Origin of the sequence: Actinokineospora bangkokensis, from assembly GCF_001940455.1 — a bacterium.
GTDB classification, from domain to species: domain Bacteria; phylum Actinomycetota; class Actinomycetes; order Mycobacteriales; family Pseudonocardiaceae; genus Actinokineospora; species Actinokineospora bangkokensis.
Genome location: NZ_MKQR01000011.1, coordinates 106,287 through 129,959, shown reverse-complemented (window position 1 = coordinate 129,959; position 23,673 = coordinate 106,287). Strand labels below are relative to the sequence as shown.

The window sequence follows — 23,673 nt, the reverse complement described above, 5'->3', positions numbered from 1 at the left end:
GGTGGCCCACCGGTTTAACAGCACGGCCATGATTGCTCAACCGCGCGGACGGCGGTCATTCTTCTGCTCGTCACCCTGCACGTGACGGCAGTTCAGTCGTCCGAAAGGCGCCCTGCATGAGATCCCTGTCCCCGTTCGCCGTGCCCGCCGCACTGGTCGCGGCGTCCGCGGCGGCGTTGCTCGCCCCGGGCAGCGCGACCGCGGCCCCCGCGGCGCGGTGCTCGCTGACCCCGCCCGCCCACGAGCTGTCCGAGTCCCCGGCCAGCTGCGTGGCCGCCGCCGTGTCCCTCGACCGCCTGCCCGCGGTGGGGGAGTCGGCCACCGTGACCGTCACCGTCCGCTCCCAGGTCGACCTCGACCGGGCGACGCTGGCGGTGCGGCTGCCCGACACCCTGCGGCTCGACACCCGCGCCAGCGGGCTGCCGCAGCCGCGCGCCGTCGGCCTGTCCCAGGTCGCCGAGCAGCAGTTCGCCCTCTCCACCCGGGGCCGGACGATCACCTTCGGCGTCACCGCGCTGGCCGCGGGCCCCGCGCACATCGAGGCCGACGTCAGCAGCGCGGTCAACCCCACCGCCGACCGGTCCGCGCACTCCTCGGCCACCATCACCGTGGGGGACAAGCCGGGCACGTCCCGCACCGGCACCTCGGAGACGGTGTCGCGCGGCACCACCCGACCCGGCACGTCCGCGGGCATCTCCGCGGCCGCTGCCCCTGGGCAGATCTGCGCCAAGGGGTCGTTCACCTACGCGGACAAGGCTGGCGCGTGGAAGCCGGGTCGATCGATCACCGCGCGGGTGGCGGGCAAGGCGACCTCCTCGTCGGCCGCCCAGTACTACGGCACGGGCGCGACCGCCGCGGACGGCTCGTACGCGGTGTGCTTCGCCTCGAACTCCGCGCTCTACCAGGTGTGGGTGGAGTTCAGCACCGACTCCGCCCTGTGGCGGGTGACCAACAACGCGGGCACAGCCGTCTACACGGTGAGCACCGCCGCCAAGACCAACGTCGCCAGCGGCAGTGACGCCACCTTCGGCTCGACCGCGCCCACCAGCACCACCATGCGCGCCTGGCACGCCTACGACGCGGTGAACAAGCTGTGGGCCATCCACGGCAGCAGCCCGTGCTGGACGAGCCTGCAAACCACCAACTGCCGCAAGCTGACCCTGCACTGGCAGCCCGGCAGCACCGACGGCACCTACTTCAACAACCAGGTGCCGGTCGCCTCCCGCTACGTCGCCCTGGCCGACGCCGACCCCGACTCCGAGCACCTGGTGCTGCACGAGTCCGGCCACGGCCTGATGGACATGCTCTACGCGGGCTGGTGGCCCACCAGCGACTGCCCGAGCCCGCACTACCTGCGCGCCAAGACCGGCGTCAGCTGCGCGTGGACCGAGGGCTTCGCCAACGCCCTCGCGGGCTACGCCATGGGCGACGGCATGTTCTTCTGGCCCAACGGCGCTTCCATCAACCTGATGACCACCACGCCGTACAACCCGAACGGGCCTGCGGACAACACCAACGTCGAGGACGGCGACCAAGTGGAGTGCCGCGTCGCCGGGGCGCTGATCGACCTGTGGCGCAAGGTCGACGGCGGGCCGACCCCGACCTTCGCCAACATGGTCGCCAACCGGTCCAGCACGTTCAAGGAGTGGTTCACCGCCGACCGCCCGGCCACCGGCCTCGACGTGTCCGCCGCGACCCGCGACCTCGTCCACACCCACACCATCGACTACCGCACCGGCACCCCGCCGACCGGCATCGTCACCAACGGCGGTTTCGAGAGCGGCACCACCGGGTGGACGGTCACCGGCGGCTCGGTGGGCAACTGGACGACCTACCCGGCCCAGGCGGGCAGCTGGTACGCCTGGCTCGGCGGCAACGGCGTCGCCAACACCGACACCGTCAGCCAGGACATCACCATCCCGTCCACCGCGACCACCGCCACCCTCGGCTACTACCTGCGCGTGGCGACCCAGGAGTCCGGCGCGACCCCGTACGACTACCTGCGCGTGCAGGTCGTCGACGGCGGCACCACGACCACGCTCAAGACGTGGAGCAACGCCGACGCGACCACCGGGTACGCCTACCGGACCGCGGACCTGAGCAGCCTGCGCGGCAGGACGGTCACGCTGAGGTTCCTGGGCACGGAGGACTCCAACCTCCAGACCGACTTCCTCGTGGACTCGGTGTCGGTCACGACGTCCTGACCCGGCGGCCTGCGAACGCGGAGGGGGAGGCACCCGGTCGGCACCTCCCTCTCCGCCGCCGCGCGGTCAGGCGCGGGGGTCGCCCATCCACCAGTTGCCCGGGGCGTCCGGGTCGGAGCTGGTCCAGTAGTCGACCGTGGCGTTGACGAACTCGTCGGGGGACAGGTGGCCATCACCGTCGACGTCGAGGTGGCTGAACGCCGTGGCGGCGTCGGCCTCGGTGAGCCCGGGGAAGTGGCCCCGCTGGTAGGCCAGGAACTCCTGCGGCGAGATCCGCCCGTCCTGGTCGACGTCGGCCACCTCCAGGAACGCCAGCGCCAAGCCGCCGAGCGCGGCCCGCGCCGTCCCCGGGTCGTCCGCCAGCGAGGCGGTGGCCTCGACGAACGCCTCCTTCGCGATCCCGCTGCTGCCCTCCGGCACGTGCGGCAGGTGCACCTCCCGCCAGATCCGCAGGTAGCCGTCGACGATCCGCCCCTCCTGCGCCGACCCCTCCGCGTGACCGAGCGCCCGCGCCACCCGCTGCCCCATCAGCACGTGGTCCTGCTCCCCGAGCACCCCGTCCCCATCGGCGTCCAGGTGGTCGAACCCCCGGTTGATCTTCCTGGTGAGCAGTTCCGCGCGTCCCATGCTCGTGATCTTGGATCGGGCGGTGCCGCCGTGCAACCGGAGATCACCCGAGGGGTGGGGGGCGTCCGCGGCGGCTCGGTCCGGGGGCTCGGGTGGAGGTTTTGCGGACATCGCGGGGGCGGGATGTCCGAATGACCCGGAGATGGCTCGACGACCGTGACAGCGGTACCGGGCCAAGGGTTCCGCTATTGGTCTGGACCACTTAACCTTCGGTGTGGCGGCGCTCACCCTGCGCGCCGCCACCCTGCGTCGAGGGAGAGCAATGTCCAGGAAGAAGTGGCAACTCCTCGGTCTCCTCACCGCGGCGGGTGCGGTGGTGGTCGGGCTGGTGACCGCGCCCGCCAGTGCCGCGGGCGGTGTCAGCGCCGTGTTCGCGAAGGGGTCGGACTGGGGCAGCGGGTACGAGGGCAAGTACACGGTGGCCAACGGGTCGGGGTCGGCGCTCGCGTCCTGGACCGTGGAGTTCGACCTGCCGTCGGGGGCCAAGGTGGCCTCGCTGTGGGACGGCAGCTACACCACCTCCGGGCAGCACGTCACGGTGAAGGGCACCTGGAACGGCACCATCGCCGCCGGGGCGAGCGCGAGCTTCGGGTTCAACGTCACCTACTCCGGCTCCTACACCGCCCCGGCGAACTGCAAGCTCAACGGCGGTTCGTGCGCGGCGGGCGGCACCCCGCCCACCTCCACCACCACCCCGCCGACCACGACGACCCCGCCCACCACCACCCCGCCGACCACGACGACCCCGCCCACCACGACCCCGCCGCCCGCCACCGGGGGCAAGGGCGCGCCTTACCTGTACCTGGGCTGGGGCAACCCGCCCAACCCGCAGACGGTGATGAACGCGACCGGCGTCAGGTGGTTCACCATGGCGTTCATCAACGCCAGCGGCGGGTGCAACCCCGCGTGGGACAGCAGCCGCCCGCTCACCGGTAGCCCGGACGCCGCGGCGATCGCGCAGATCAAGGCGGCGGGCGGGCAGGTCGTGCCGTCGTTCGGCGGGTGGAGCGGCAGCAAGCTCGGCCCGGCCTGCTCGACCCCGGAGGCGCTGGCCGGTGCCTACCAGAAGGTGATCGACACCTACGGGCTGACCGCGATCGACATCGACATCGAGAACTCCGACGAGTTCGAGAACGCCGTGGTGCAGGACCGCGTCCTGGGCGCGCTGAAGATCGTCAAGCAGCGCAACCCGGGCGTGCAGACGATCCTGACCTTCGGCACCGCCACGACCGGCCCGAACTACTGGGGCACCCGGCTCATCGAGCAGTCCAAGGCCCTCGGCGCCGGGGTCGACACCTACACGATCATGCCGTTCGACTTCGGCGGCGGCGCCGACATGTACCAGAGCACCGTCAACGCCACCAACGGCCTGCGCGACAAGCTCAAGGCGACCTTCGGCTGGAGCGACGCGACGGCCTACACCCACATCGGCATCTCCGGCATGAACGGCCTCTCCGACCAGCAGGAGCTGACCGACCTCACCACCTGGTCCCGCATCACCAGCTGGGCCAAGGGCAACAAGCTCGCCCGCCTCGCCTTCTGGTCGGTCAACCGCGACCGCGGCTGCGCCGGTGGCGGCGTCCAGGAAGCGTGTAGCGGCATCGCCCAGGACGACTGGGCGTTCACCAGGATCACCGCGGGCTTCTGACGCCTGCGCAGGGAGGGGCCCGGGGTGCGCGCACCCCGGGCCCCTCGCGTTGAGGAAGGGTTGTCCGACGCCGAGAGCACGCCGTCCGTGCTGCGGGCCGCACTCACGCACTCAGGGCGGTCGGCGGACCGGGCCCGCCCCGGGGCGCTAGGTTGCCCGGGTGAGCCTCCTCGATGACGTCGCCGAGCGCGACGGTTGGCGCTGCTGGGTCTGCGACGCCCCCGTTGACCCGGACATGTCGGTCAACGACCCCCGCGGCCCGAGCGTGGACAGCCGCACCGCGGACCGCAAGGCCAAGCTCCCCGAGCGGTTGGCCCACCGCGGCTGCAACACCCGCAAGGGCGCGGTCAAGGTGGTCATCCCGTGGGCGGAGCACCTGCACGTGGTCGAGCCCGCGCCCCTGATCTCCGTCGCCCAGCGGCTCGAACGCAAGGGCGGGCGCGAGCTGGTGGCCCGCTGCCCCACCGAGCGGGACGCGCAGGACGCCGCGGACTGGCTGGTCGACCGCTTCTCCCGCCTGGTGCCCGACCTCCCGGTGGCCGCGCACGCCGAGCCGGGCGGTGGCCAGTTCCTCGTCGTCGTCACCGCGGGGGGCCGCTGAGCGAGACGGTGCTCAGCCGAGGCGGGAGAGGAACGCGGCGGAGCGCTCGATCACGAGGGCCGTGGCGTCGGCGTCGTAGGCGGGCAGCGAGCTGTCGGTGAAGAGGTGGCCGCCGGCCGGGTAGACGAACAGCTCCGCCACGTCCGCCCCCGCGATCTCGACGAGCTCCTGGGCGGCGGGCAGGTCCTCACCGAAGAACTCGTCGTGCTCGGCGCCGTGGATCTGCACCGGGAGCCCCTGGGGCCACTCCCCGAAGGCCCACTCGCCGGTGACCGGGATGCAGGACTCGTACAGCAGCGCCCCCCGCGCGCCCGCACGCGTCTGCGCGAAGCGCTGGGCGATCGACTCACCGACGGAGAACCCGGCGTAGACGAGGTCGGCGGGCAGCTCCGCCACGGCCTTGTCCGCCCGCTGACCCAGCTCGTCCCCCAGTTCGCGGATCAGGGCGAGGCCCGCCTCGATGCTCTCCGGCAGCACCCCGTCGAACAGGTCGGGAGTGTGGACGGTGTGCCCCGCGCCGCGCAGCCCCTCGGCGAACGCGCGGACGCCCTCGGTGAGCCCTTGGGCGTGGTGGAACAGGACGACCTCGGCCATCGCTTCACTCCTGACTCTCGGATTGGTGTGGACACCGTAGCGGGGACCCACGACAAATCCGCTCCGCGGGAGCTGTGCGTCCGCATTCCAGCGGGCTGGTGGTGCCTGCGACTCCGCGACTGGGTCTTCGTCCTGGACGCGGTCCACCTCTTCGACCGAGGGATGTCGACCGTCCTCAATGGAGCAAAGGGCCGTCGGCGGGAGGGTTGCCGAGCAGGAGGCGTTCCCGGCGCCCGTGCCGGTCCAGCCGACGGTCGAGCGGGCCCGATCCGCCCCGCGCTGACCCGGCTGGGCGCCCATTGAGATAACGTCATTGTCTAGATAGTGATGCTATTGCTACGGTGGGTGCCGACATGGTCGCCCTCTGAGAGGTTGCTGATGCGCTCCTCCGCTCTCGCGCCCGCGCTGGTGTTCGCCGCCGTGGTCGCCGCTGTGCTGCCTGGTACGGCCGTGGCCGCCCCGGTGCTGCGCCCGTTGCCGACCCCCGCGCCCGCCTACACCAGTTGGGCCCAGGGGGTCACCCCCTCGGGCCTGGTGGTCGGCACGATCCGCCCGGCCGGGTCGCTCGACCAGCAGGCGGTCACCTGGCGCGGGGGTGTGCTGCGGCCGCTGGACACCCACCCCAGCCAGGCCATCGAGTTCAACGACCGGGACCAGGTCGTCGGCACGCGGACCGTCGACGGGGTGCGGACGGGGGTGCTGTGGTCCGGGGGCGCGGCCGTCGACCTGCTGCCGCCCGGGACGACGACCTCGGTCGCGCTGGGGATCGCCAACACGGGTGAGGTGCTGGTGCGCGGCACGACCCCTGCCTTCACCAACGTGGTCGCGACCTGGCGCGCAGGCACGTGGCGCACCCTGTCCGAGGACGCCTTCACCGCTGCGATCGGCCCGCTCGGGGACGTCGCCGTGTGGACGGGCCAGGGCACCCGCGTGTTCCCCCGCGGCCAGTCCCGGGGCATCGAGGTGCCCAACCCGTTCGGCGGCACCTTCCCGCCGAACCCCCTGGAGGTCAACGCCCGCGGCGACGTGCTGTTCGACCTCTGGCCCGACTCCGGTGGCACCCGGGTCGGGCTGTGGCGCCGGGGTGCCCTCACCGAGCTCGGCACCCTCGGCGGGGACCAGACCATCGCCGCGGTGCCGGGTTTCGGCCGCGGCCGCTACCTCAACGACGCGGGTGAGGTCACCGGCTCATCGGAGACCGCGAGCGGGGCCTACCACGCCTTCCGCTGGCGGGACGGGCGCATGACCGACCTGACCCCCACCAGCGCCACCTCCACCCGCGGCTTCAGCATCAACCAGCTCGGGGACGTGGCGGGCACCAGCGCCATCCCGGGCACCGGCCGCTACGAGGGCCGCGTCTGGACCCGCACCGGCCGGACCACCGCGCTCGCCCCCACCGCGGCCGACCGCAAGATCGACTGGCTCGCCCTCTCCCCGTTCGGCACTTCCGTCGTGGGCGCCGAGAGCGATGGGGCGTTCAACCGCCACGCCATCAGCTCGGCGGGGTGGTGACCGGGACGGGCTCGACAGGGTGACCGGGACGGCGCGCTGTGGGAGGATGGGCCGGTGGGGGAGCGCGCGGTGCAGGACGAACAGCGGGAGCGGCTGAGTGCCCTCAACCGGATGACCCGGCGGAACGTCCTGGTCGGCGCGGCGTTCCTGGGGTTCGCGATCGTCATGGGGATCGTGCTGGGGGATGGCTGGACGGCGTACCTGTTCGGCGGGGTGCTGCTGCTCGGCCAGGCCGTCGTCATCTTCGTCGCCCATCGCCGCTACATCCTGCGCGAACCCTTCCCCCGGCTGCCCCCAGGCCTGCGCGCGGACGCTCCTGAGCCGCCGCAGCGGTGAGTGCGGACCCGGTGCCCACCGCGCTCCCCGCGGCGCGGTGGGCCGGGGGCGTCAGGTGTTGAGGATCCACTCGGCGCCGGTGAACAGCGCGGTGATGCTGGTGACGCCCGGCGGGTAGGTCAGCGGGGTGTGCACCTCCACACCCATCTGGCTCATGATCTGCCCCTGCTCGAAAGTGCCCGTCGCCAGCCACAGCTGGGGGGTCAGGCCGTAGGTGGGCCGGGCGCCGGGGGAGAGGGTGGTGACGAACAGCGGGTAGCCGCCGATGCCGACGCCGACCGCCTGGGTCTCGTCCGCGGGCAGCGTGCCGGCCTCGTTGATCAGCAGCGTCCCGGGCGGGCCAGGCTGCTGGCCGGTGAACTGGGTGCCGCCGCCCGCCGCGGGTTCGAGGGTGATCTGGTTCGACTGGCCGGGGATGGCGTCGACGACCTGCTGCGCGGTGAAGGGCACGCACGGCCCGGGCGGGGCCGCGAGGGTGCCGCGCACGAAGTTGGGGGTGGCCGACCAGCTGAACCCGGCCGACGCCCCCGCCGCGAGCTGGGCCGAGCGCCACACCAGCGACAGGCACTGCTGCTGCGGCACCGCGTAGACCATCGCGGTGACCGCGTGGCCGCTCTGGTTGACCACCTGCAACTCGTAGGCGGTGCCGAGCGCGGGTGCCGGGTTCTGCTCTACTGTGGACATGGGTGTCTTCCCTTCCCTGTTCTGGTGCGGGGATCCCTCGGCCGTGCGCCGAGCGTAGGACCGGGTGGACGGTCGCTGAAACAAGCGCCACCCGTCCGGGAAGTCCGCTCAGGCCAATGGGAAGATCAGGCCACGCCCCGCACCCCACCACGTCCGGCAGTGGCGGACGCGCCCTGCGCCGAAGGAGTACCGGACGCTGTCAGGTCACCACGCGTGTTCACGCGAGTGCTAACCACGGAAGTGCTTGTGCGCTAGGGGAAAGAGTCACCACTCGCACCGGTCCAACGTACGTTGTTGTGACCGGCTGCGCTTGGCGGGCGGGTGTGGGGGACCCTGGCTAGGCTCCCTGCGGAGCACAGGACAAGAGGGGGATGGCATGCGAGGCGGGGCAGAGGTCGAAGGTCGCCCGACCACCGGGGTGCGGATGCCGGACGGGCGGGTCGTCGAGACCTACGACAACCGCTTCTCGGTGGGCGAGTTGCGGTACCTCTACGACGAGGTGTTCGTCCACGACGAGTACGGCCACGCGATCGACCTGCTGCCCGAGGCGCCGGTCGTGGTCGACCTGGGCGCGAACCTCGGACTGTTCACCCTCCGGGTCCTGCGCGACCGCCCCCGCGCGCGGGTCGTGGCCGTCGAACCGGTGCCCGGGACCGCCGGGCTGCTCCGCCGCAACGTCGCCGGCGCCGGGGACGTGCACGTCATCGCCGCGGCCGCGGGCGCCGAACCGGGCGAGATCACCATGACCGCCTTCCGCAACGTGCTGGCCAACTCCACCTCCCGCCCGCAGGAGAAGCCCGACGAGTGGTTCGCCCGCATGCGCGCCTCGCAGCCCGAGAACGCCGACGAACTGCTGGCCACCGAGGAGGTGACCGTCCCCGTCGTGGCGTTCGAGGCCGTGTGGCCCGCGGGGGCGCAGCGGGTGGACCTGCTCAAGGTCGACGTGGAGGGCGCCGAGTTGGAGGTGCTGCGCGGGGTCGACGAGTCCCTGTGGCCCAGGATCGACCGGCTGGTCATCGAGGTGCAGAACGCGAGCACCCGCCTGCCGGAGGTCCTCGACCTGCTCGCCCCCCACGGCTACCGGTTCACCATCAGCTTCCCCGCGATGATGCCCGACGACGAGGACTGCCGCGTGGTCCTCGCGACCCGGTAGTCCTGTGTCGCGCAGACCCGAGCCGGCGCCACCCTCCTGGGAAGTACGCCCTAGCCGACCGTCGAGCGGGTGAGCAGCCGCGCCAGGCGGGCGGCGTCCTCTGTGTCCGGTTCGGGCGAGTAGACGACGACGCGGACGTCCGAGTCCGGGACCTGGAGGACGTCGCCGTCGAGGTGGATCGGGCCGACGTCGAACCAGACGACGTTGCGCGCAGACCCGCCGAGTCGCTCAGCAGCGCCGACCACGCGGGGTTCCAGCGCAGCAGCCACCAGTCCGCGAAGTAGGCCGCGGCGGGCCACTGGTGCAGCCGGGCGATGACCCGGTCGACGTTCTCGGGCACGTGCCTGGCCACGGCCCCGGTCGGGGGCGCCAGCCCCGCGGTGCGGTGCAGCAGGGCCGCGTCGTGATCGTCGAACCGCAGCGCGCGGGACAGCGCCGCGACCACGGGGGCGGACGGCCGGGTGGCGCGTCCCTGTTCGAGCGATGCCGTGCCAGCCTGGTCAAGCCTCGGACGTGCCTTCGGCGTCGGCTTCCGAGGTCTCGACCGGCTCAGCGGGGCGGGTGTTCCCGGAGTCGGTGGTGGGTTGCTCCGCGCGGTCCGGCACAGGCGGGGCGTCCGCAGCGCGGGGTTCGGGCAGCGGCGCCGGGTCGGTCCACGCGACCTGCATCAACTCCTCCTCCGACCGGCGGCTGACCAGGGTGCCCCGGCCGGGGGGCAGGGGGGCGGGCCGGACCCGGCCGAGCAGGATGCCCTCGTCGCGGCTTCCGCTCATCACCAGGCCCGGGGTGCCGATCTCGCGCAGCTTGCCCACCACGGGGTCGAACAGGGCGCGGCCCGACCCGCCGGTCCGGCGCACCACCACCAGGTGCAGGCCGACGTCCTTGGCCTGGCCCAGGAACTCCGCGAGGGGGTGCAGCGGGTTGTTGCCGGTGGTGGCCACCAGGTCGTAGTCGTCGACGACGACGAACAGCTCCGGGCCCTTCCACCACGACCGGTCGCGCAACTGCTCCTGGGTGACGTCCGGGCCGGGCAGCCGCTTGCGCATGGAGGCGCGGATGTCCTCCACCATGTTGGTGAGCTGGGTGGAGGAGACCGCGTAGCCGAGGAGGTGGGCGTCGTCGACGAAGCCGAGCAGCGTCCGGCGGTAGTCGACGAGGATGATCAGGGCTTCCTCCGGCGTGTACCGCTCGGTGATGCCCGCGAGGATGGTGCGCAGCAGGTTCGTCTTGCCGGTCTCGCCATCGGCGAAGGCGAGGAAGTGCGGCTCCGCGTCGAGGTCGAGGTGGACCGTGCGGAGCCGGATGTTCTGGCCGAGGGGGATCAGCCTGCCGGTCTCCCCGCCCCGGTCGAGCGCCGTCCGGTCGATGGTCGTCGGCAGCAGCCTGGCCCGCGGCGCCCGCTCGCCCGACCAGGCCGCGTCGACCGCCGCCACGGCCCTGCGCAGGCCCGCGCCCAGGTCGTCGACCTCGCGGGAGCCGTCGACCCTGGGCAGCAGGGCGCGGAAGTGGTGGCGCTCGGCGGTGATGCCGCGCCCCGGGGTGTGCGGCGGGACGGTGAGCGCCGTCCGCCGGTCGATCTCGGACTCCGACGGGTCACCGAGCCGCAGCTCCAGCCGGGTGCCGAACAGTTCCTTGAGACCGGCGCGCACCTCGACCGCACGGTTCGCCGTCACCACCAGGTGCACGCCGTGGTTCAGGCCGCGGTTGGCCAGCGCGGTGATCGCGGGCTCCAGGTCCTCGAACTCCTGGCGCAGGCTGTACCACCCGTCCACCACCAGGAAGACGTCCGGTCCCGGCGCGCGGCGGGCCTCCCTGGCCGGGTCGGGGGCCGCCGTCGACGACTGCTGTTCGCGCTCGACGAGCAGGTCGGTGAACTCCGCGACGACCCGGCGCACCCGGTCCGGGTCGGTGCGCCCGACGACGTCACCGACGTGCGGCAGCCCGGCCAGCGGGCCCAGGGTGCCGCCGCCGAGGTCGAGGCAGGAGAACCGGACCTGGTCGGGGGTGTGGGTCAGCGCCGCGGCCAGCACCAGGGTGCGCAGCAGGGTCGACTTCCCCGACTGCGGCCCCCCGGTGACCAGGGCGTGCCCCGCGGTGCCGGAGAGGTCGACGACCAGCACCTCCCGCCGCTGCTCGAACGGCCGGTCGACCAGCCCGATCGGGACGCCCAGCGTGCCGTGCGGGGCGCGGTCGGAGCTCAGGCCGCGGTCCGGGTGCGGGGCCAGGTCCGCCAGCACGCTGTCCAGCGGGTCGGCGGCGCCCAGCGGCGGCAGCCAGATCGGCGGCACCGGCGGGCCCAGGGCGGGCAGCACACCCATCACCTGGTCCAGCGGTGACCGCCCGAAGGGCCCGCCGGAGACGTAGGCGGCCTTGAACCGCACCAGGCCGGTCGCGTCGTGGTGCAGCAGGCCCGACCCGGGGACCGGCGGCAGCTCGTAGGCGTCGGGCACCCCCAGCACCGCGCGGGACTCGGCCGCCGAGAACATCTTGAGCCCGATCCGGTACGACAGGTGCGAGTCGAGGCCCCGCAGCTTGCCCTCCTCCAGCAGCTGCGCCGCCAGCAGCAGGTGCACCCGCAGCGACCGGCCCAGCCTGCCGATGGTGGTGAGCACCTCCAGGAAGCCCGGGCGGGCGGTCAGCAGCTCGGCGAACTCGTCGACGACGATGAACAGCGCGGGCAGCGGGGGCAGCGGCGCACCGTCGGCGCGCGCCCGCTCGTGGTCCGCGACCTTGCTGAAGCCCCGGCGCGCGAGCACTTCCTGCCTGCGGAAGAGCTCGCCTCGCAGCGCGGCCTCCAGCCGGTCGATCAGCGCCTCGTCCCGGCCGAGGTTGGTGACCGAGGCGGCGACGTGCGGGGCCCCGCCCAGGCCGAGGAACGTCGCGCCGCCCTTGAAGTCGATGAGCACGAAGCCCAGCTCGGTGGGCAGGTGGGTGGCCATCATGCCCAGCACCAGCGTGCGCAGGAACTCCGACTTGCCCGACCCGGTGGCGCCCACGCAGATCCCGTGCGGGCCCATGCCGCCCTCGGCGGCCTCCTTGATGTCGAGCACCACCGGGGCGCCGTCCGCCCCGACGCCGAACGCCGTGCGGAGGCGCTGCTCGGGCGGGGTGGCCCGCCGGTCGGCGATGGCCAGCGCGTTCGGCAGGCCCAGCAGGTCGAGCAGGTCGGGGGACGACAGCAGCGGGTCCGGGCGCTCGGCCTCCGCCGCCACCGGCTCGACGACCGCGGCGGGGTCGGGTTCGGCCATCCTGGCCAACCGGGCCGCGACGGCGTTGATCTCGTCCTCGGCCTGCTCGTGCTCCTGCACCGCGGTGAGGAACGGCCTGCCGTCGAACAGGCCCCAGCCCGCCGACTTGGGCAGGCTGGCCGACAGCTGCGGGTGGTGGGACTCGGCGGGGTCGTCGAGGCCGAGTTCGATGCGCCCGCGCAGCAGGCTCTTGATGTCCGGCGGCACTTCCGACCAGGTGCGGGCGGTCAGCACCACGTGCACGCCCTTGCCGAGGCCGGTGCCCGCGATCAGCCGAACGTCGTCGGCCACGCCGCGGGTGTGGAAGCTGTCCCACCCGTCGATGACCAGGAACAGGTCGGCGTGGTCGCCGGGCGGCAGCGCGTCGCGCCTGCGCAGCTCCCGGAAGTGGTGCACCAGCCGGATCGAGGCGGAGCGGAAGAGCCGGTCGCGGGACTCGATCACCGCGAGCACGTCCGCCAGCGCCGCCCGCACGCCCTCCCGGTCCGAGGGCGCGACGACCCGGTCGACGAACGGGGTGTCCGCGAGGTCCGCGAGCTGGCCGCCCGCGTCCAGGCAGAGGAACCGCACCTCGGCGGGCGAGCGGCCCGCCTGCAGGCTGGCGATGAGGGTGCGCAGCAGGGTCGACTTGCCCGACCAGATCCGCCCCACCACGCACAGGTGCCCGTCCTGCCCGCCCAGGTCCAGGCGCACCAGGTCGTCGCCGCGGGCGGTGGCCCGGTGCGCCTGGCCGATGGGCACGCGCAGCGCGCGGGCCGCGGCCGGGTCGTCCCGGTCGATCAGCTCCGCGAGCCGGGGCGAGTTCGTGCTCTCGTCCACCGCCAGCCGCCGGGTGCGGGCGTCGGCGATCTTGAACTCGCCCAGGCCGTGGTTGAGCCGGTGCGGGCGCTGCACCCGGCCGTCGGCGCGCGGCTTGCGCAGCTCGCGGTCGAGGAAGTCGTAGAGGTCGTCGGCGGTGATCTCGTCCGAGCCGGGCCGGGCGGCCGCCCCGGTCGCCAGCCCGGCGATGAGGACGTCGGTGAACACCGAGTACGGGGTGCTGTTGCCGAAGACCATCCGCTCGTCCTCGAACGCCGGGTCCAGCGCGTTCGTGGCGGTGATGACGAAGGTGCCCTCCCCGAGCGCGCTCACGTCCACCGCCATCCCCGACTTGGTGACCGCGCCCGGGGCGAACGACCCGCTGTAGCAGCAGTCGAGAATGACCGCCTTGAACCGCGCCTGGCACTCCCGCAGCAGCTGCTGGACAAGCACGGCGGGGATGGCGGTGGAGTACGGCCGGTCCTGGCGGGTGTCGGTGGTGGCGAAGAAGAGCTGGTTGTCGGCGTTCTTGATGCCGTGGCCGGAGACGTAGAGCAGCACGTGGTCGTCGACGCCGCGGTCGGCGAACAGCTCCTCGACCTCCCGCTCGACGACCGCCTTGCGCTCGTCGATGAGCGCGGTGGCGGCGAACCCGCCGATGTCGGGGTCGTTGAGCAGCTCCGAGAGCTGCCGGGTCTCCTTGACCGGCGCGTTCAGCGTCGGCAGCGCCGGGTCCTCGTACCGCGACGTCCCGACCAGCAGCGCCCTGCGCTCGGCCACCGCTACTCCCCGGCGCCGTCCCCGGCCGCGATCCGCAGGGCCGCGGCGGTCTCCTCGGCGGTGGCCGCGGTGATGGTGACCTTCTTGCCGTCCACCTCCACCGTGACCGACCGGGCCTTCGAGCGCTCCAGGAACTTCACGATCGTCCGGTGCACCACCAGCAGGCTGCCGGGCACGGTCCCGCCGACCAGCAGCTCCCCGAGGGTCTGCCCGATCCCCGACTTGCTCCCCGCCGCACCGGCCGTCCCCACCCGGCTCACCACGCCCACCCGCGCGGCCCGCAGGTCGTCGAACAACACCCCCGTCAACCGGTCGACGGTGGCAGGGGTGCCCTCGGCGTCGAGGCGAAGGGTGAGGTCGTTCATCGTGGCCGCTCCTAGTCCGTCTTGATCACAGGTATACCGCGTCCCACCCTCGCCCAGAGCCGATACCGCGCGGAAACCCCCCGGCGGGCGCGGCAGACCGGATGGGGCGGTTCAGGGTGTGAGGAGGTCGATCGCTGTGCGCATGCGGTCGAGGTAGGTGTCGCGGGTCTGGACCTGGTGCTTGAGGCCGACCGAGACGCTGGTGAGGGTGGCGGCGATGTCGTGTGCTCGTGGGGATTCCTGCGCGAGCGCGTGGTGCAGCAGGGTGGCGAACCGGTCCGGGGCGGAGGTCGCCACCTCGTCGAGCAGGTCGGGGTTGTCGGCGATGACGGCGGGGATGTCCTGGGCCATCGGGCCCACGTAGCGGCCTGCCCAGCGGTCGAAGGCCGCGAGCAGGCGGTCCGCCAGGGGGGTCGCGGGGTCCGCGAGCACCGCTTCGATGGCGGTCAGGTCCTCGGTGAGCGTGCGGGTGACGGCCTCGCGGAACAGGGATTCCTTGGTGCTGAACAGGAAGTACAGGCCGGGGCGGGAGATCTTGGCGTCGCGGGCGATCGCGTCCATGGAGGTCGCCCGGTACCCGTTGCGGGCGAAGGTGCGCATCGCGGAGTCGAGCACGGCCGTCCGGCGGTCCGGCTCGGGGGTGCTGTCGGGTGCGCTCACGCCGTCACCGTACCTCGACTGAACGAACTAAACAGATCATGTCTAGTCTGTATAGTGGGTGGCATGACCACCTCGTTGATCACCACCCCGTTCACCGCGGAGAGCACCGCCGATGACGTGCTCGCAGGCGTCGACCTCGCCGGCCTGCGGGCCGTCGTGACCGGGGCTTCGTCCGGTCTGGGGGCGGAGACCGCCCGCGCGTTGTGCGGGGCGGGGGCGGAGGTGGTGTTGGCGGTCCGCAACGGCGCCGCCGGCCGCGACACCGCTGACGGCATCGAGCGCTCCACCGGGCGCAGGCCCGCCGTCGCCCCGCTCGACCTGGCAGACCCGGCCTCGGTCGCGGCGTTCGTCGCGGACTGGAGCGGGCCGCTGCACCTGCTGGTCAACAACGCGGGGGTCGTCACCGCCGGGCTGGAGCGCACTCCGAGCGGGCGGGAACTGCAATTCGCCACCAACCACCTCGGCCACCACGCGCTCGCCTGCGGCCTCCGCCGGGCCCTCGCCGAGGGTGCGGCTCAGCGGGGCGGCGCGCGCGTGGTGGTCCTCAGTTCGACCGCGCACATGCGGGCGGGCGTGGACTTCGACGACATCGACTTCCATGCGCGCGAGTACGACCCCCAGATCGCCTACGCCCAGTCCAAGACCGCCAACGCCCTGTTCGCCGTGGCGGCCACCCGGCGCTGGGCCGATGACGGCATCGTCGCCAACGCCGTCAACCCAGGCGGCATCGTGACCGGGTTGCAGCGCCACTTCTCCGCCGCGCAGAAGGCCTCCCTCGACGCCGCCCACGCCGCGGGCTACTTCACCTACAAGACCGTCGGGCAGGGCGCCGCGACCACGGTGGTCGCCGCGGTCCGCCCCGAGTTCGCCCGCACCGGCGGCCACTACCTCGACGACTGCCAGGAGGCGTACACCGTCCCGGACGAGGCCGCCCTCGCTGACCACCCGCACGGGGTCAAGGCCTGGGCGCTCGACCCCGCCGCCGCCGAACGCCTGTGGCACCTCTCGGACGACCTGCTGGCCGATCGGACGCGCTGACGCCTCGACCGGGTCCCCGTGGCCGGATCACCTGGTTCGGGGACTCTGCGTGATCCGTTGACCCGGTTCGGTGATGGTGGCCTGTTCGCGAACCCCTAGTGTCCGGTGCAGGGGTGTCCCGCACGCGGGGCCACGAGTACCTTCGCTCGGGTTCATGGGGTCTTGGGAGGCCTGCTGTGGGTCGTCACTTCGCGTTCATGTGCGTTCCGGCCCACGGGCACGTGAACCCCGGGCTGCCGATCGCCGCGGAACTGGTGCGGCGCGGCCACCGGGTCACCTACGCCACCAACGACGAGTTCGCCGGGGTGGTCGCGCGCACCGGGGCGGAGGTCGTGCGGTACCGCTCGACGGTGCCCTCCGAGGCCGACCCGGCGCAGCGGTGGCCGGAGGAGGAGCTGTCCGCGCACCGGATGTTCCTCGACGAGCTGATCTCGGTTACCCCGCAGGTCGAGGCCGCCTACGCCGGTGACGTGCCGGACGCGGTGGTGCACGACGTGTGCGCCTGGCACGGGCCGGTGCTCGCGCACGCCTGGGGCGTGCCCGCGGTGCAGGTGTCGCCCACCTTCGTGCCCTACGACGGCATCGCCGAGGACTTCGGGGTCGACCCCGCGGCCCCGAAGGACCCCGTGATGGCGCGAATGGTCGAGGAGATGGCGGCGTTCCTGGTCGGCCGCGGCGTGCCGCTGACCCCCGACGAGGTCAAGTTCGCCTCGCGGCGGGGTCTGGTGATGATGCCCCGGGAGTGGCAGGTGCGCGGCGAGCGGGTCGGCCCGCAGTACACCTTCGTCGGCTCCGGCGTGCGGCCGGTCGACGACGCCGACGCGTGGCGCCCGCCGGACGACCGCAAGGTCCTGCTGGTCTCGCTCGGCTCGGCCTACAACGACAAGCTCGACTTCTACCGGCGGTGCGTGTCGGCCTTCGCCCCGCTCGACTGGCACGTGCTGCTCTCGGTCGGCCGGTTCACCGACCCGGCGGCGCTGGGCCGGGTGCCCGCGCACATCGAGGTGGTGCGGTGGGCCCCGCAGCAGCAGGTGCTCGCGCACGCCTCGGCCTTCGTCACCCACGCGGGCATGGGCTCGACGATGGAGGCGCTCTACCACGGCGTGCCGATGGTGGCCGTGCCGCAGGCGTGGGACCAGTACCTCAACGGCTACCGCATCGCCAAGACCGGGGTCGGTGCCCACCTGCCCACCTCGCAGGCCACGCCGGCGCGGCTGCGCGAGGCCGTGCTGCGGGTGTCCAGCGACCCGACCGTGCGGGCCTCGGTGGCGCGGATGCAGCAGGCGGTGCGGTCCGCAGGCGGGGCCGCCGCGGCCGCCGACGCGCTGGAGGCCGAGGTGGCCGCCGCTCAGGAGCGGGTGCCGTCCAAGTAGGCCAGCACGGCCAGCACCCGGCGGTTGTCGTCGGGGGAGTCGGTGATGCCCAGCTTCGCGAAGATGCTGGTGGTGTGCTTGCTGATCGCGCCGTCGCTCAGGTGCAGGCGCTGGGCGATGGCGGCGTTGGAGCGGCCCTCGGTCATCTGCTCCAGCACCTCGCGCTCGCGCGGGGTCAGCGCGGCCAGCGGCTCCTGGCGGCTGCTGCCCGCCAGCAGCGCGGAGATCACCTCGGGGTCGAGCGCGGTGCCGCCCGCGGCGACCCGGTGCAGCGCGTCGACGAACTGGTCGCCGCCGAGCACCCGGTCCTTGAGCAGGTAGCCGATCGCGCCGTCGCCGTCGGCCAGCAGCTCGCGGGCGTAGAGCTGCTCGACGTGCTGGGAGAGCACCAGCACCGGCAGGCCGGGGGTCTCCCGGCGGGCGGCCAGCGCCGCGCGCAGCCCCTCGTCGGTGAACGACGGCGGCAGCCGCACGTCGACGATGGCCAGGTCGGGCCGGTGCCTGCGCAGCGCCTCGGCCAGGTCCTCCCCGGTCGCCACCGCCTCCACCACCTCGAAGCCGCGCGCGGTGAGCATGTGGGTCAGGCCCTCGCGCAGCAGCGGCAGGTCCTCGGCGAGCACGACACGCACGGGCGCTCCGGTTCACAGGCGGGCGGGGTCGAGCGGGAGCTTACTGAACTGGTGCCCGGCTCAGCCGTCCTCCCAGCTCTCGCACGGCACGCGCAGCGCGACCAGCGTCGGGCCGCCCGGCGGGCTGTCGACCGACAGGTCGCCGTCGAAGGCGCCCAGCCGCCTGCGCATCCCGCGCAACCCGGTCCCGCGCACCGGGTCGACCCCGCCGCGGCCCTCGTCGCGGACCGAGGCGTGCAGCCAGCCGCCGTCGAAGCGCAGCTCCACCTGCGCGGCGCGCGCCCCCGAGTGCTTGGCCACGTTGGTCAGCAGCTCGCGCAGCGCGAAGTACACCGCCGACTCCACCGCCGCCTCGACCCGGCCGGGGAAGTCGACCGAGACCTCCACCTCCAGCGGGGAGTCCAGCGCCAGCGCGCGCACCGCGTCGGCCAGCCCGCGCTCGGCCAGCACCGGGGGGTGGATGGTGCGCACGACCGCCCGCAGGTCGACCAGCGTCCCGGCGAGCCGCCGCCGCGCGTCGGCGACGAGCTCCTTGGCCTTGCCCGGCGCGGTGTCGACCAGCGCCTCCACCGCGTCGAGCTGCATGCCGATCGCCACCAGCCCGGCCTGGACGCCGTCGTGCAGGTCCTGCTCGATCCGGCGCAGCTCGGCGACCTGCACCCGGTTGGCGTCGTCGCGGGAGTCCGAGAGCTGGCGCACCCGCCGCGCCAGCGAGGCCGCGCCGGTCGGGCTCAGCAGCGCCGCGCCCGCCAGGCCGTAGCCGCGCAGCGCGAGGGGGGCGGTGGCGACCCCGGCCGCAGTGACGACGACCCCGGCGACCAGCCCCCACCAGGGCGGGCCGGGCACGCCGAGCGCGGTCCACGCGAACGCCGGGTCGTAGTCGAGCCACCACCGCGTCGGCACCAGCCACAGCCACGGCCACACCAGGCCGAACGCCGCGTACCCGGTGGCGGCGACCAGCAGCGCCGCCAGCGGCCCGAGCACCGGCTGCACGGCCAGCCAGACCAGGTCGCGCCAGGTGGCCGGGTCGCGCAGCGCCCACTGGTGGCGCTGGGCCCTGGCCACCGGCGCGGGCGAGTCGAACAGGGTCCTGCCGAGCTGGTAGAGCCCGTCGCGGCGGGGCCGGGGCGGCTCGGGCGGCGGCAGGTAGGGGTCGGCCACCTCACGGCCCGACCACCGGGCGATCAGCGGGCGGTGCGCCGACACCGCGGGCCGCACCACCCGCTGCGCCAGCGGCAGCGCCCACGCCCCCGGCACCAGGGACAGCGCGACGAGCGCGGTCAGCACCAGCGCGGGCACGGCGAACAACGCCACGAGCACCAGTTCGGCCAGCGCCGCGACGCGGCGGCCCAGGGCGCGCACCACCCCCGCGCGCGTGCGCTCGGGCGCGGGCCCCAGCAACCGCGCCGCCCAGCGACCGTAGAGCCGCACCGCCGCCGGTCCACACGCGATCCCCGCGGGGACGGCGAGCAGCGCCCAGGGCGTCACCCAGGCCAGGGTGACCCCGCCCACCACCAGTTCCACGGGCAGCAGCGCGGTCACCGCGGCGACGAACGGGCCTCCCAGCAGGAACGCCGAATCCCGGTTGGTAGCCGGATCACCGCTCAGCCAAGCCAACCGCCGCTGCCAGGCCACCAGACCGGGGGAGTCGTGCAACCGGTTGCCGTACCGGTACTGGCCGCGCGCGTTGGGGCGCGGTGGTTCCGGGGGCTCGCGGTAGGGGGTGGGCACCGGGATGCCGCACCAGCGGCGAACCCCTTGTCGTGTCAGGGATGTGAACGCCCGTGACGCGCTGATTGCCGACAGGTAGCCGAACATCGCCGCCGCGGAGGACAGCAGCAGGACAACCGGCCCGAGCAGGGCCAACGCCCCCAGTGCGGCGCCCCGCAGCCACGCCGAGGCGTACGCGGTCAGGCCGCGGTCGGCGGTGGGCCCGTCCACATCGACCACCCCCTTATCGCCAACCCCTATCTTCGGACAACGCAGGCCCATGTGCGTTCCGGTGCCCCCGGGCAGAACGTACCTTGTCGGCGTGACCGAAGCCGTGGCAGTCGAGGACCTCCGCAAGAGCTACCCCCGCTCACCGGTCGCCGCGGTCGACGGGCTGAGCTTCTCCGTTCCGGAGGGCGAGGTCTTCGGGCTGCTCGGCCCCAACGGGGCGGGCAAGTCCACCACCGTCGGCGTGCTGACGACCCGCGTCACGCCCACCAGCGGCACCGCCAGGGTGGGCGGCGTCGACGTGCTCGCCGACCCCGCCCGCGCCCGCAAGGCGCTGGCCGTGGTGTCGCAGCGCAACAACCTCGACCGCGGCCTGACCGTGCGGCAGAACCTGCTGTTCCACGCCGCCTACCACGGGGTGGACCGGGCGAGCCGGACCGCGCTGGCCGACGAGGTGCTGGAGCGGATGGGGCTGACCGACTTCGCCTCCTCCCGGGTGGACTTCATGTCCGGCGGCCAGGCGCAGCGGGTCATGATCGCCCGCGCGCTGATGCACCGCCCGCACGTGCTGTTCCTCGACGAGCCCTCCACCGGCCTGGACCCGCAGTCGCGGCTGTTCGTCCACGACCGGGTCGTCGACCTGCGCTCCCAGGGCGTGACGGTCGTGCTGACCACGCACGACATGGACGAGGCCGAGAAGCTCTGCGACCGGATCGGCATCATCGACCACGGCAAGCTCATCGCCCTCGACACCGCCCCGGCGCTGACCAGGACCCTGCCGGGGCGCACCACCATCACCGTCTCGGTGGCCCTGCGCGGCTCCACCGGCGACGAGGTGCGCGCGGCGCTGTCCGGGGTCACCGACGTCGAGCGGGTCGAGGCGCTGGCCGAGGGCCAGTACCGGCTCTACGCGGGCGCCGACTCCGACGTCGTGCTGCCCTTCGCCCTCAAGGCGCTGGCCGACCTGAGCTGCCAGGTCACCGACCTGTCCATCGGCACGCCCAGCCTGGAGGACGTGTTCATCCACCTGACCGGCCGGGAGCTGCGATGACCCTGACCCACGACCGGCCCGCGGGCGTCGAGCCCGCCGTGCCCGCGCACACCGCGGGCGACACGCGCCGGGCGTTCCTGGCCGTGCTGAGCCGGGACGTGTTCGTCACCGGCCGCGAGCTGCCCTCGTTCCTGGCGCAGGTGGTGCTGCAACCCCTGTTCACCCTGTTCATCCTCGGCACCGTGCTCGGTGACCTGGGGTACGTCTCCGGGGAGTTCAGCCTGGTGCTGCTGCCCGGGGTGATCGCGCTGGCGGGCTTCGTCGGCGCGCTGCAGAACACCGCGCTGCCGCTGACGATCGACTTCTCCTACACCCGCGAGATCGAGGACCGGCTGCTGGCCCCGCTGCCGATGCGCTGGGTCGCGGTGGAGAAGATGGTCTTCGGCGCCTTCCGCGGCCTGATCTCGGCGCTGCTGATGATCCCGGCCGGTTACCTGCTGCTCGACCGGGTCCGGCTGCCGCTGGAGTCGGTGCCCGCGCTGCTGGGCGTGTGCGTGCTCGGCACGCTGCTCGGCGCGGCGGTGGGCATGACGCTGGGCACGTTCGTGCCCCCGCACCGCATCGACATCATGTTCGCGGTGATCCTCACCCCGATCATGTTCACCGGCGCCACCCAGTTCCCCTGGCCCGCCCTGGACTCGCTGCTGTGGTTCCAGGTGCTCAGCGCGCTCAACCCGCTGACCTACTTCAGCGAGGCGCTGCGCGGGCTGACCCTGGGCGGGGTCGTCCCGGCGATGCCGCTGTGGGTGTCGGTGCCGGTCCTCGTGGTCGCCATCGCCGGATTCGGCATCGCGGGTGTCCGCGGATTCCGCAACCGCGCCACGGATTAACCCGCTGGTCCAGCAGGACCAATTCCACCGTGCTAGTGTCAGCCGCACCGCACCACTGATGGAAAGGGTTCCCCGATGGGCGAGCGATGGTTGGGCCTGATCGGTTTGCTCGGATTCTTGGCATTGCTGGGCTTCAGCAACTCCTGGTTCTTCTTCTTCGCTTTCTTCTTCCTGTTCTTCCTGTTCTTCCGGCTCAAGCCGAAGGCGCGCGCCTGACGCCGTGACGAGCGCGACGGGCCCCGGCGGTGCACCGCCGGGGCCCGTCCGCGTCCGCGGGTGCCTGGGGTCCCGGGCGCGCTCAGACCGTGGCCAGCGCGCCCTCGACGACGTCGGCGGCCCTGGCGACCCCGCCCGCCTCGGCCATCTGGGTGGCCAGCCGCTCGATGCGGCCCGCCACGCCGGGGTCGCCCAGCACCGCCCTGGTCGCGGCCACCACGGCCGCCCCGGAGGCCTGCTCGTGGGTCAGCACCCGGGCGACGCCCTGCTCGGCGAGCAGTTCCGCGGCGTACTCGTTCTCCACGTTCTGCGGCACCACCACCAGCGGGGTGCGGTGGTGCAGGGCCATCAGCGAGGTGCCGAACCCGCCGTGGCAGACGCACGCGGCCGCCTGGGCCAGCACCGCGTCGAAGGGCAGCCAGGAGTGCGCCACCACGTTCGGCGGCAGCGGGCCCAGGTCGGCCTCGATCCCGCCGAGGGCCATCACGACCCGCTCCGGGCCGCCCGCGAAGGCCTCGGCGCAGGAGCGGAAGAAGTCCGGCTTGTCGTTGAACGCCGAGCCCAGCGACACCAGCACCAGCGGCCCGTCGCCCGGCGGCGCGGTGAACCCCTCGGTCCCGGCCGGGTCCAGGCAGGGGCCGACGAAGGTGAACCGCTCGTCGAAGGTCTCCCCGGCCAGCTGCGCCGACCTGGGCAGGAACACGATGTTGCGGTCCTCGACCTGGCCGAGGAAGGCGCCGAGGTCCGCGCCGGCGAGCCCGTTGTCGGCCAGCAGCTGCACCAGCCGCAGGTGGAACTCGACGAACGCGCGGTGGCGGGGGTCGACCCGGTAGCGCTGGGCGGCCAGCGCGTCCACCGAGAACCGCTCGTGCTGGGCGAAGGAGGGGAACGTGCGCACCCCCGCCACGCCGAGCTCGCGGGTCAGCAGCCTGCCCGCGGCGAACATCGTCTGGTCGTGCACCAGCAGGTCGGGGCGGTCGGCGCGGAGCACCGGGGCCAGGGCGGCGAACGCCGCCTCGTTCTCCCGCAGGTAGGTCAGCGGCACCTGGGCCAGCGCCTCCGGCGACATCTGCGCGGGCGGGGGCGTCCTGGCCACGTAGGAGTCGTAGGGCACCGGCGTCGCGCCCGCCGAGGTGACGAGGCCCGCCAGCTTCTCCCCGACGGCGTAGGTGACCCGGTGGCCGCGCGCGACCAGTTCCGCGACCACGGCCAGGGTGGGGCGGACGTGCCCGTGCCCGGTGATGTTGACGAAAGCGATGTGCGATCCCACAGCGTCACCTCGGTCGGGGGGATTTCCTCGGCGCTGACGACCCAACTTAACACCGCGCGGTCCACAGCGGCGGACTCGCCCGAATTCCGCAATGCGCAGGTGGCCCCGTCCGGCGCCC

At 73.4% G+C, this 23,673-nt stretch carries 20 protein-coding genes; 10 read left to right on the top strand and 10 right to left on the bottom strand.

Annotation, left to right across the window (positions count from 1 at the left end):
* Nucleotides 1-116 precede the first annotated feature (116 nt).
* A complete protein-coding gene (locus BJP25_RS11555) occupies nucleotides 117-2,204 on the top strand; it encodes a hypothetical protein (RefSeq protein WP_075974873.1) in 2,088 nt (695 codons plus the stop codon).
* A gap of 66 nt (nucleotides 2,205-2,270) precedes the next feature.
* Here the strand turns inward: BJP25_RS11555 and BJP25_RS11550 are convergent, their stop codons facing one another.
* Nucleotides 2,271-2,831 (bottom strand): EF-hand domain-containing protein, encoded by a 561-nt coding sequence (locus BJP25_RS11550; RefSeq protein WP_075975074.1) that lies wholly within the window; start codon nucleotides 2,829-2,831, stop codon nucleotides 2,271-2,273.
* Nucleotides 2,832-3,093: 262 nt separating this feature from the next.
* On the opposite strand from BJP25_RS11550, the gene BJP25_RS11545 reads away from it, so the two are divergent.
* Together BJP25_RS11545 and BJP25_RS11540 are read left to right on the top strand one after the other, a co-directional pair.
* Nucleotides 3,094-4,479, top strand: a complete 1,386-nt coding sequence (locus BJP25_RS11545) for a cellulose binding domain-containing protein (protein WP_075974872.1) — start codon at nucleotides 3,094-3,096, stop codon at nucleotides 4,477-4,479.
* 160 nt (nucleotides 4,480-4,639) lie between these two features.
* Entirely contained in the window at nucleotides 4,640-5,080 is a 441-nt protein-coding gene (locus tag BJP25_RS11540) for a hypothetical protein (RefSeq protein WP_075974871.1), read from the top strand.
* A gap of 12 nt (nucleotides 5,081-5,092) precedes the next feature.
* Here BJP25_RS11540 and BJP25_RS11535 read toward each other — a convergent pair whose 3' ends face one another.
* Complete coding sequence (locus BJP25_RS11535; RefSeq protein WP_075974870.1) at nucleotides 5,093-5,674, bottom strand: dienelactone hydrolase family protein; 582 nt, start codon at nucleotides 5,672-5,674, stop codon at nucleotides 5,093-5,095.
* A 378-nt stretch (nucleotides 5,675-6,052) separates the two neighbouring features.
* Here BJP25_RS11535 and BJP25_RS11530 point away from each other — a divergent pair, with 378 nt between their 5' ends.
* Nucleotides 6,053-7,186: a hypothetical protein gene (locus BJP25_RS11530; RefSeq protein ID WP_075974869.1), complete on the top strand. Its 1,134-nt coding sequence runs from the start codon at nucleotides 6,053-6,055 to the stop codon at nucleotides 7,184-7,186.
* Between the two features lie 54 nt (nucleotides 7,187-7,240).
* On the top strand, nucleotides 7,241-7,522 hold the full coding sequence (locus tag BJP25_RS11525; RefSeq protein ID WP_075974868.1) for a hypothetical protein: 282 nt from the start codon (nucleotides 7,241-7,243) through the stop codon (nucleotides 7,520-7,522).
* Between the two features lie 51 nt (nucleotides 7,523-7,573).
* On the opposite strand, the gene BJP25_RS11520 is transcribed toward BJP25_RS11525, so the two are convergent.
* On the bottom strand, nucleotides 7,574-8,206 hold the full coding sequence (locus BJP25_RS11520) for a hypothetical protein (protein WP_075974867.1): 633 nt from the start codon (nucleotides 8,204-8,206) through the stop codon (nucleotides 7,574-7,576).
* A 376-nt stretch (nucleotides 8,207-8,582) separates the two neighbouring features.
* Between BJP25_RS11520 and BJP25_RS11515 the strand changes: the two genes are divergently transcribed.
* Nucleotides 8,583-9,359, top strand: a complete 777-nt coding sequence (locus BJP25_RS11515) for an FkbM family methyltransferase (RefSeq protein WP_084793913.1) — start codon at nucleotides 8,583-8,585, stop codon at nucleotides 9,357-9,359.
* Between the two features lie 50 nt (nucleotides 9,360-9,409).
* Here BJP25_RS11515 and BJP25_RS35470 read toward each other — a convergent pair whose 3' ends face one another.
* From BJP25_RS35470 to BJP25_RS11495, 4 genes are all read right to left on the bottom strand, one after another.
* Complete coding sequence (locus BJP25_RS35470; RefSeq protein WP_233158027.1) at nucleotides 9,410-9,628, bottom strand: hypothetical protein; 219 nt, start codon at nucleotides 9,626-9,628, stop codon at nucleotides 9,410-9,412.
* A 231-nt stretch (nucleotides 9,629-9,859) separates the two neighbouring features.
* Nucleotides 9,860-14,185 (bottom strand): type VII secretion protein EccCb, encoded by a 4,326-nt coding sequence (eccCb, locus tag BJP25_RS33315; RefSeq protein ID WP_075974864.1) that lies wholly within the window; start codon nucleotides 14,183-14,185, stop codon nucleotides 9,860-9,862.
* A gap of 2 nt (nucleotides 14,186-14,187) precedes the next feature.
* Complete coding sequence (locus BJP25_RS11500; RefSeq protein ID WP_075974863.1) at nucleotides 14,188-14,550, bottom strand: hypothetical protein; 363 nt, start codon at nucleotides 14,548-14,550, stop codon at nucleotides 14,188-14,190.
* 111 nt (nucleotides 14,551-14,661) lie between these two features.
* The gene (locus tag BJP25_RS11495) at nucleotides 14,662-15,210 is read right to left on the bottom strand and encodes a TetR/AcrR family transcriptional regulator (protein ID WP_198943442.1); all 549 of its coding nucleotides are present in this window, start codon (nucleotides 15,208-15,210) and stop codon (nucleotides 14,662-14,664) included.
* A gap of 63 nt (nucleotides 15,211-15,273) precedes the next feature.
* Between BJP25_RS11495 and BJP25_RS11490 the strand changes: the two genes are divergently transcribed.
* Both BJP25_RS11490 and BJP25_RS11485 read left to right on the top strand, forming a co-directional pair.
* Complete coding sequence (locus tag BJP25_RS11490) at nucleotides 15,274-16,248, top strand: SDR family NAD(P)-dependent oxidoreductase (RefSeq protein WP_075974862.1); 975 nt, start codon at nucleotides 15,274-15,276, stop codon at nucleotides 16,246-16,248.
* Nucleotides 16,249-16,445: 197 nt separating this feature from the next.
* Nucleotides 16,446-17,621 carry a macrolide family glycosyltransferase gene (locus BJP25_RS11485; RefSeq protein ID WP_075974861.1) on the top strand — a complete coding sequence of 392 codons (1,176 nt, stop codon included), beginning with the start codon at nucleotides 16,446-16,448 and terminating at the stop codon, nucleotides 17,619-17,621.
* On the opposite strand, the gene BJP25_RS11480 is transcribed toward BJP25_RS11485, so the two are convergent.
* Together BJP25_RS11480 and BJP25_RS11475 are read right to left on the bottom strand one after the other, a co-directional pair.
* Entirely contained in the window at nucleotides 17,597-18,250 is a 654-nt protein-coding gene (locus BJP25_RS11480) for a response regulator (RefSeq protein ID WP_075974860.1), read from the bottom strand. The two genes, BJP25_RS11485 and BJP25_RS11480, sit on opposite strands and share 25 nt — an antisense overlap.
* A gap of 60 nt (nucleotides 18,251-18,310) precedes the next feature.
* Nucleotides 18,311-20,191 carry a sensor histidine kinase gene (locus BJP25_RS11475; protein WP_233158026.1) on the bottom strand — a complete coding sequence of 627 codons (1,881 nt, stop codon included), beginning with the start codon at nucleotides 20,189-20,191 and terminating at the stop codon, nucleotides 18,311-18,313.
* Nucleotides 20,192-20,282: 91 nt separating this feature from the next.
* Here BJP25_RS11475 and BJP25_RS11470 point away from each other — a divergent pair, with 91 nt between their 5' ends.
* Together BJP25_RS11470 and BJP25_RS11465 are read left to right on the top strand one after the other, a co-directional pair.
* Entirely contained in the window at nucleotides 20,283-21,239 is a 957-nt protein-coding gene (locus BJP25_RS11470; RefSeq protein WP_075974859.1) for an ABC transporter ATP-binding protein, read from the top strand.
* Entirely contained in the window at nucleotides 21,236-22,069 is an 834-nt protein-coding gene (locus tag BJP25_RS11465) for an ABC transporter permease (protein ID WP_084793911.1), read from the top strand. The genes BJP25_RS11470 and BJP25_RS11465 overlap by 4 nt, the downstream gene beginning before the upstream one ends.
* A 298-nt stretch (nucleotides 22,070-22,367) precedes the next feature.
* On the opposite strand, the gene BJP25_RS11460 is transcribed toward BJP25_RS11465, so the two are convergent.
* Nucleotides 22,368-23,555 carry a macrolide family glycosyltransferase gene (locus tag BJP25_RS11460; RefSeq protein ID WP_075974858.1) on the bottom strand — a complete coding sequence of 396 codons (1,188 nt, stop codon included), beginning with the start codon at nucleotides 23,553-23,555 and terminating at the stop codon, nucleotides 22,368-22,370.
* Between the last annotated feature and the right edge of the window lie 118 nt (nucleotides 23,556-23,673).

Coding starts and splice junctions, on each gene's coding strand:
- BJP25_RS11530 (WP_075974869.1), top strand. CDS start 6,053: ATGCGCTCCTCCGCTCTCGCGCCCGCGCTGGTGTTCGCCGCCGTGGTC.
- BJP25_RS11500 (WP_075974863.1), bottom strand. CDS start 14,550: ATGAACGACCTCACCCTTCGCCTCGACGCCGAGGGCACCCCTGCCACC.
- BJP25_RS11535 (WP_075974870.1), bottom strand. CDS start 5,674: ATGGCCGAGGTCGTCCTGTTCCACCACGCCCAAGGGCTCACCGAGGGC.
- BJP25_RS11465 (WP_084793911.1), top strand. CDS start 21,236: ATGACCCTGACCCACGACCGGCCCGCGGGCGTCGAGCCCGCCGTGCCC.
- BJP25_RS11485 (WP_075974861.1), top strand. CDS start 16,446: ATGTGCGTTCCGGCCCACGGGCACGTGAACCCCGGGCTGCCGATCGCC.
- BJP25_RS11545 (WP_075974872.1), top strand. CDS start 3,094: ATGTCCAGGAAGAAGTGGCAACTCCTCGGTCTCCTCACCGCGGCGGGT.
- BJP25_RS11490 (WP_075974862.1), top strand. CDS start 15,274: ATGACCACCTCGTTGATCACCACCCCGTTCACCGCGGAGAGCACCGCC.
- BJP25_RS11550 (WP_075975074.1), bottom strand. CDS start 2,831: ATGGGACGCGCGGAACTGCTCACCAGGAAGATCAACCGGGGGTTCGAC.
- BJP25_RS11555 (WP_075974873.1), top strand. CDS start 117: ATGAGATCCCTGTCCCCGTTCGCCGTGCCCGCCGCACTGGTCGCGGCG.
- BJP25_RS11515 (WP_084793913.1), top strand. CDS start 8,583: ATGCGAGGCGGGGCAGAGGTCGAAGGTCGCCCGACCACCGGGGTGCGG.
- BJP25_RS11520 (WP_075974867.1), bottom strand. CDS start 8,206: ATGTCCACAGTAGAGCAGAACCCGGCACCCGCGCTCGGCACCGCCTAC.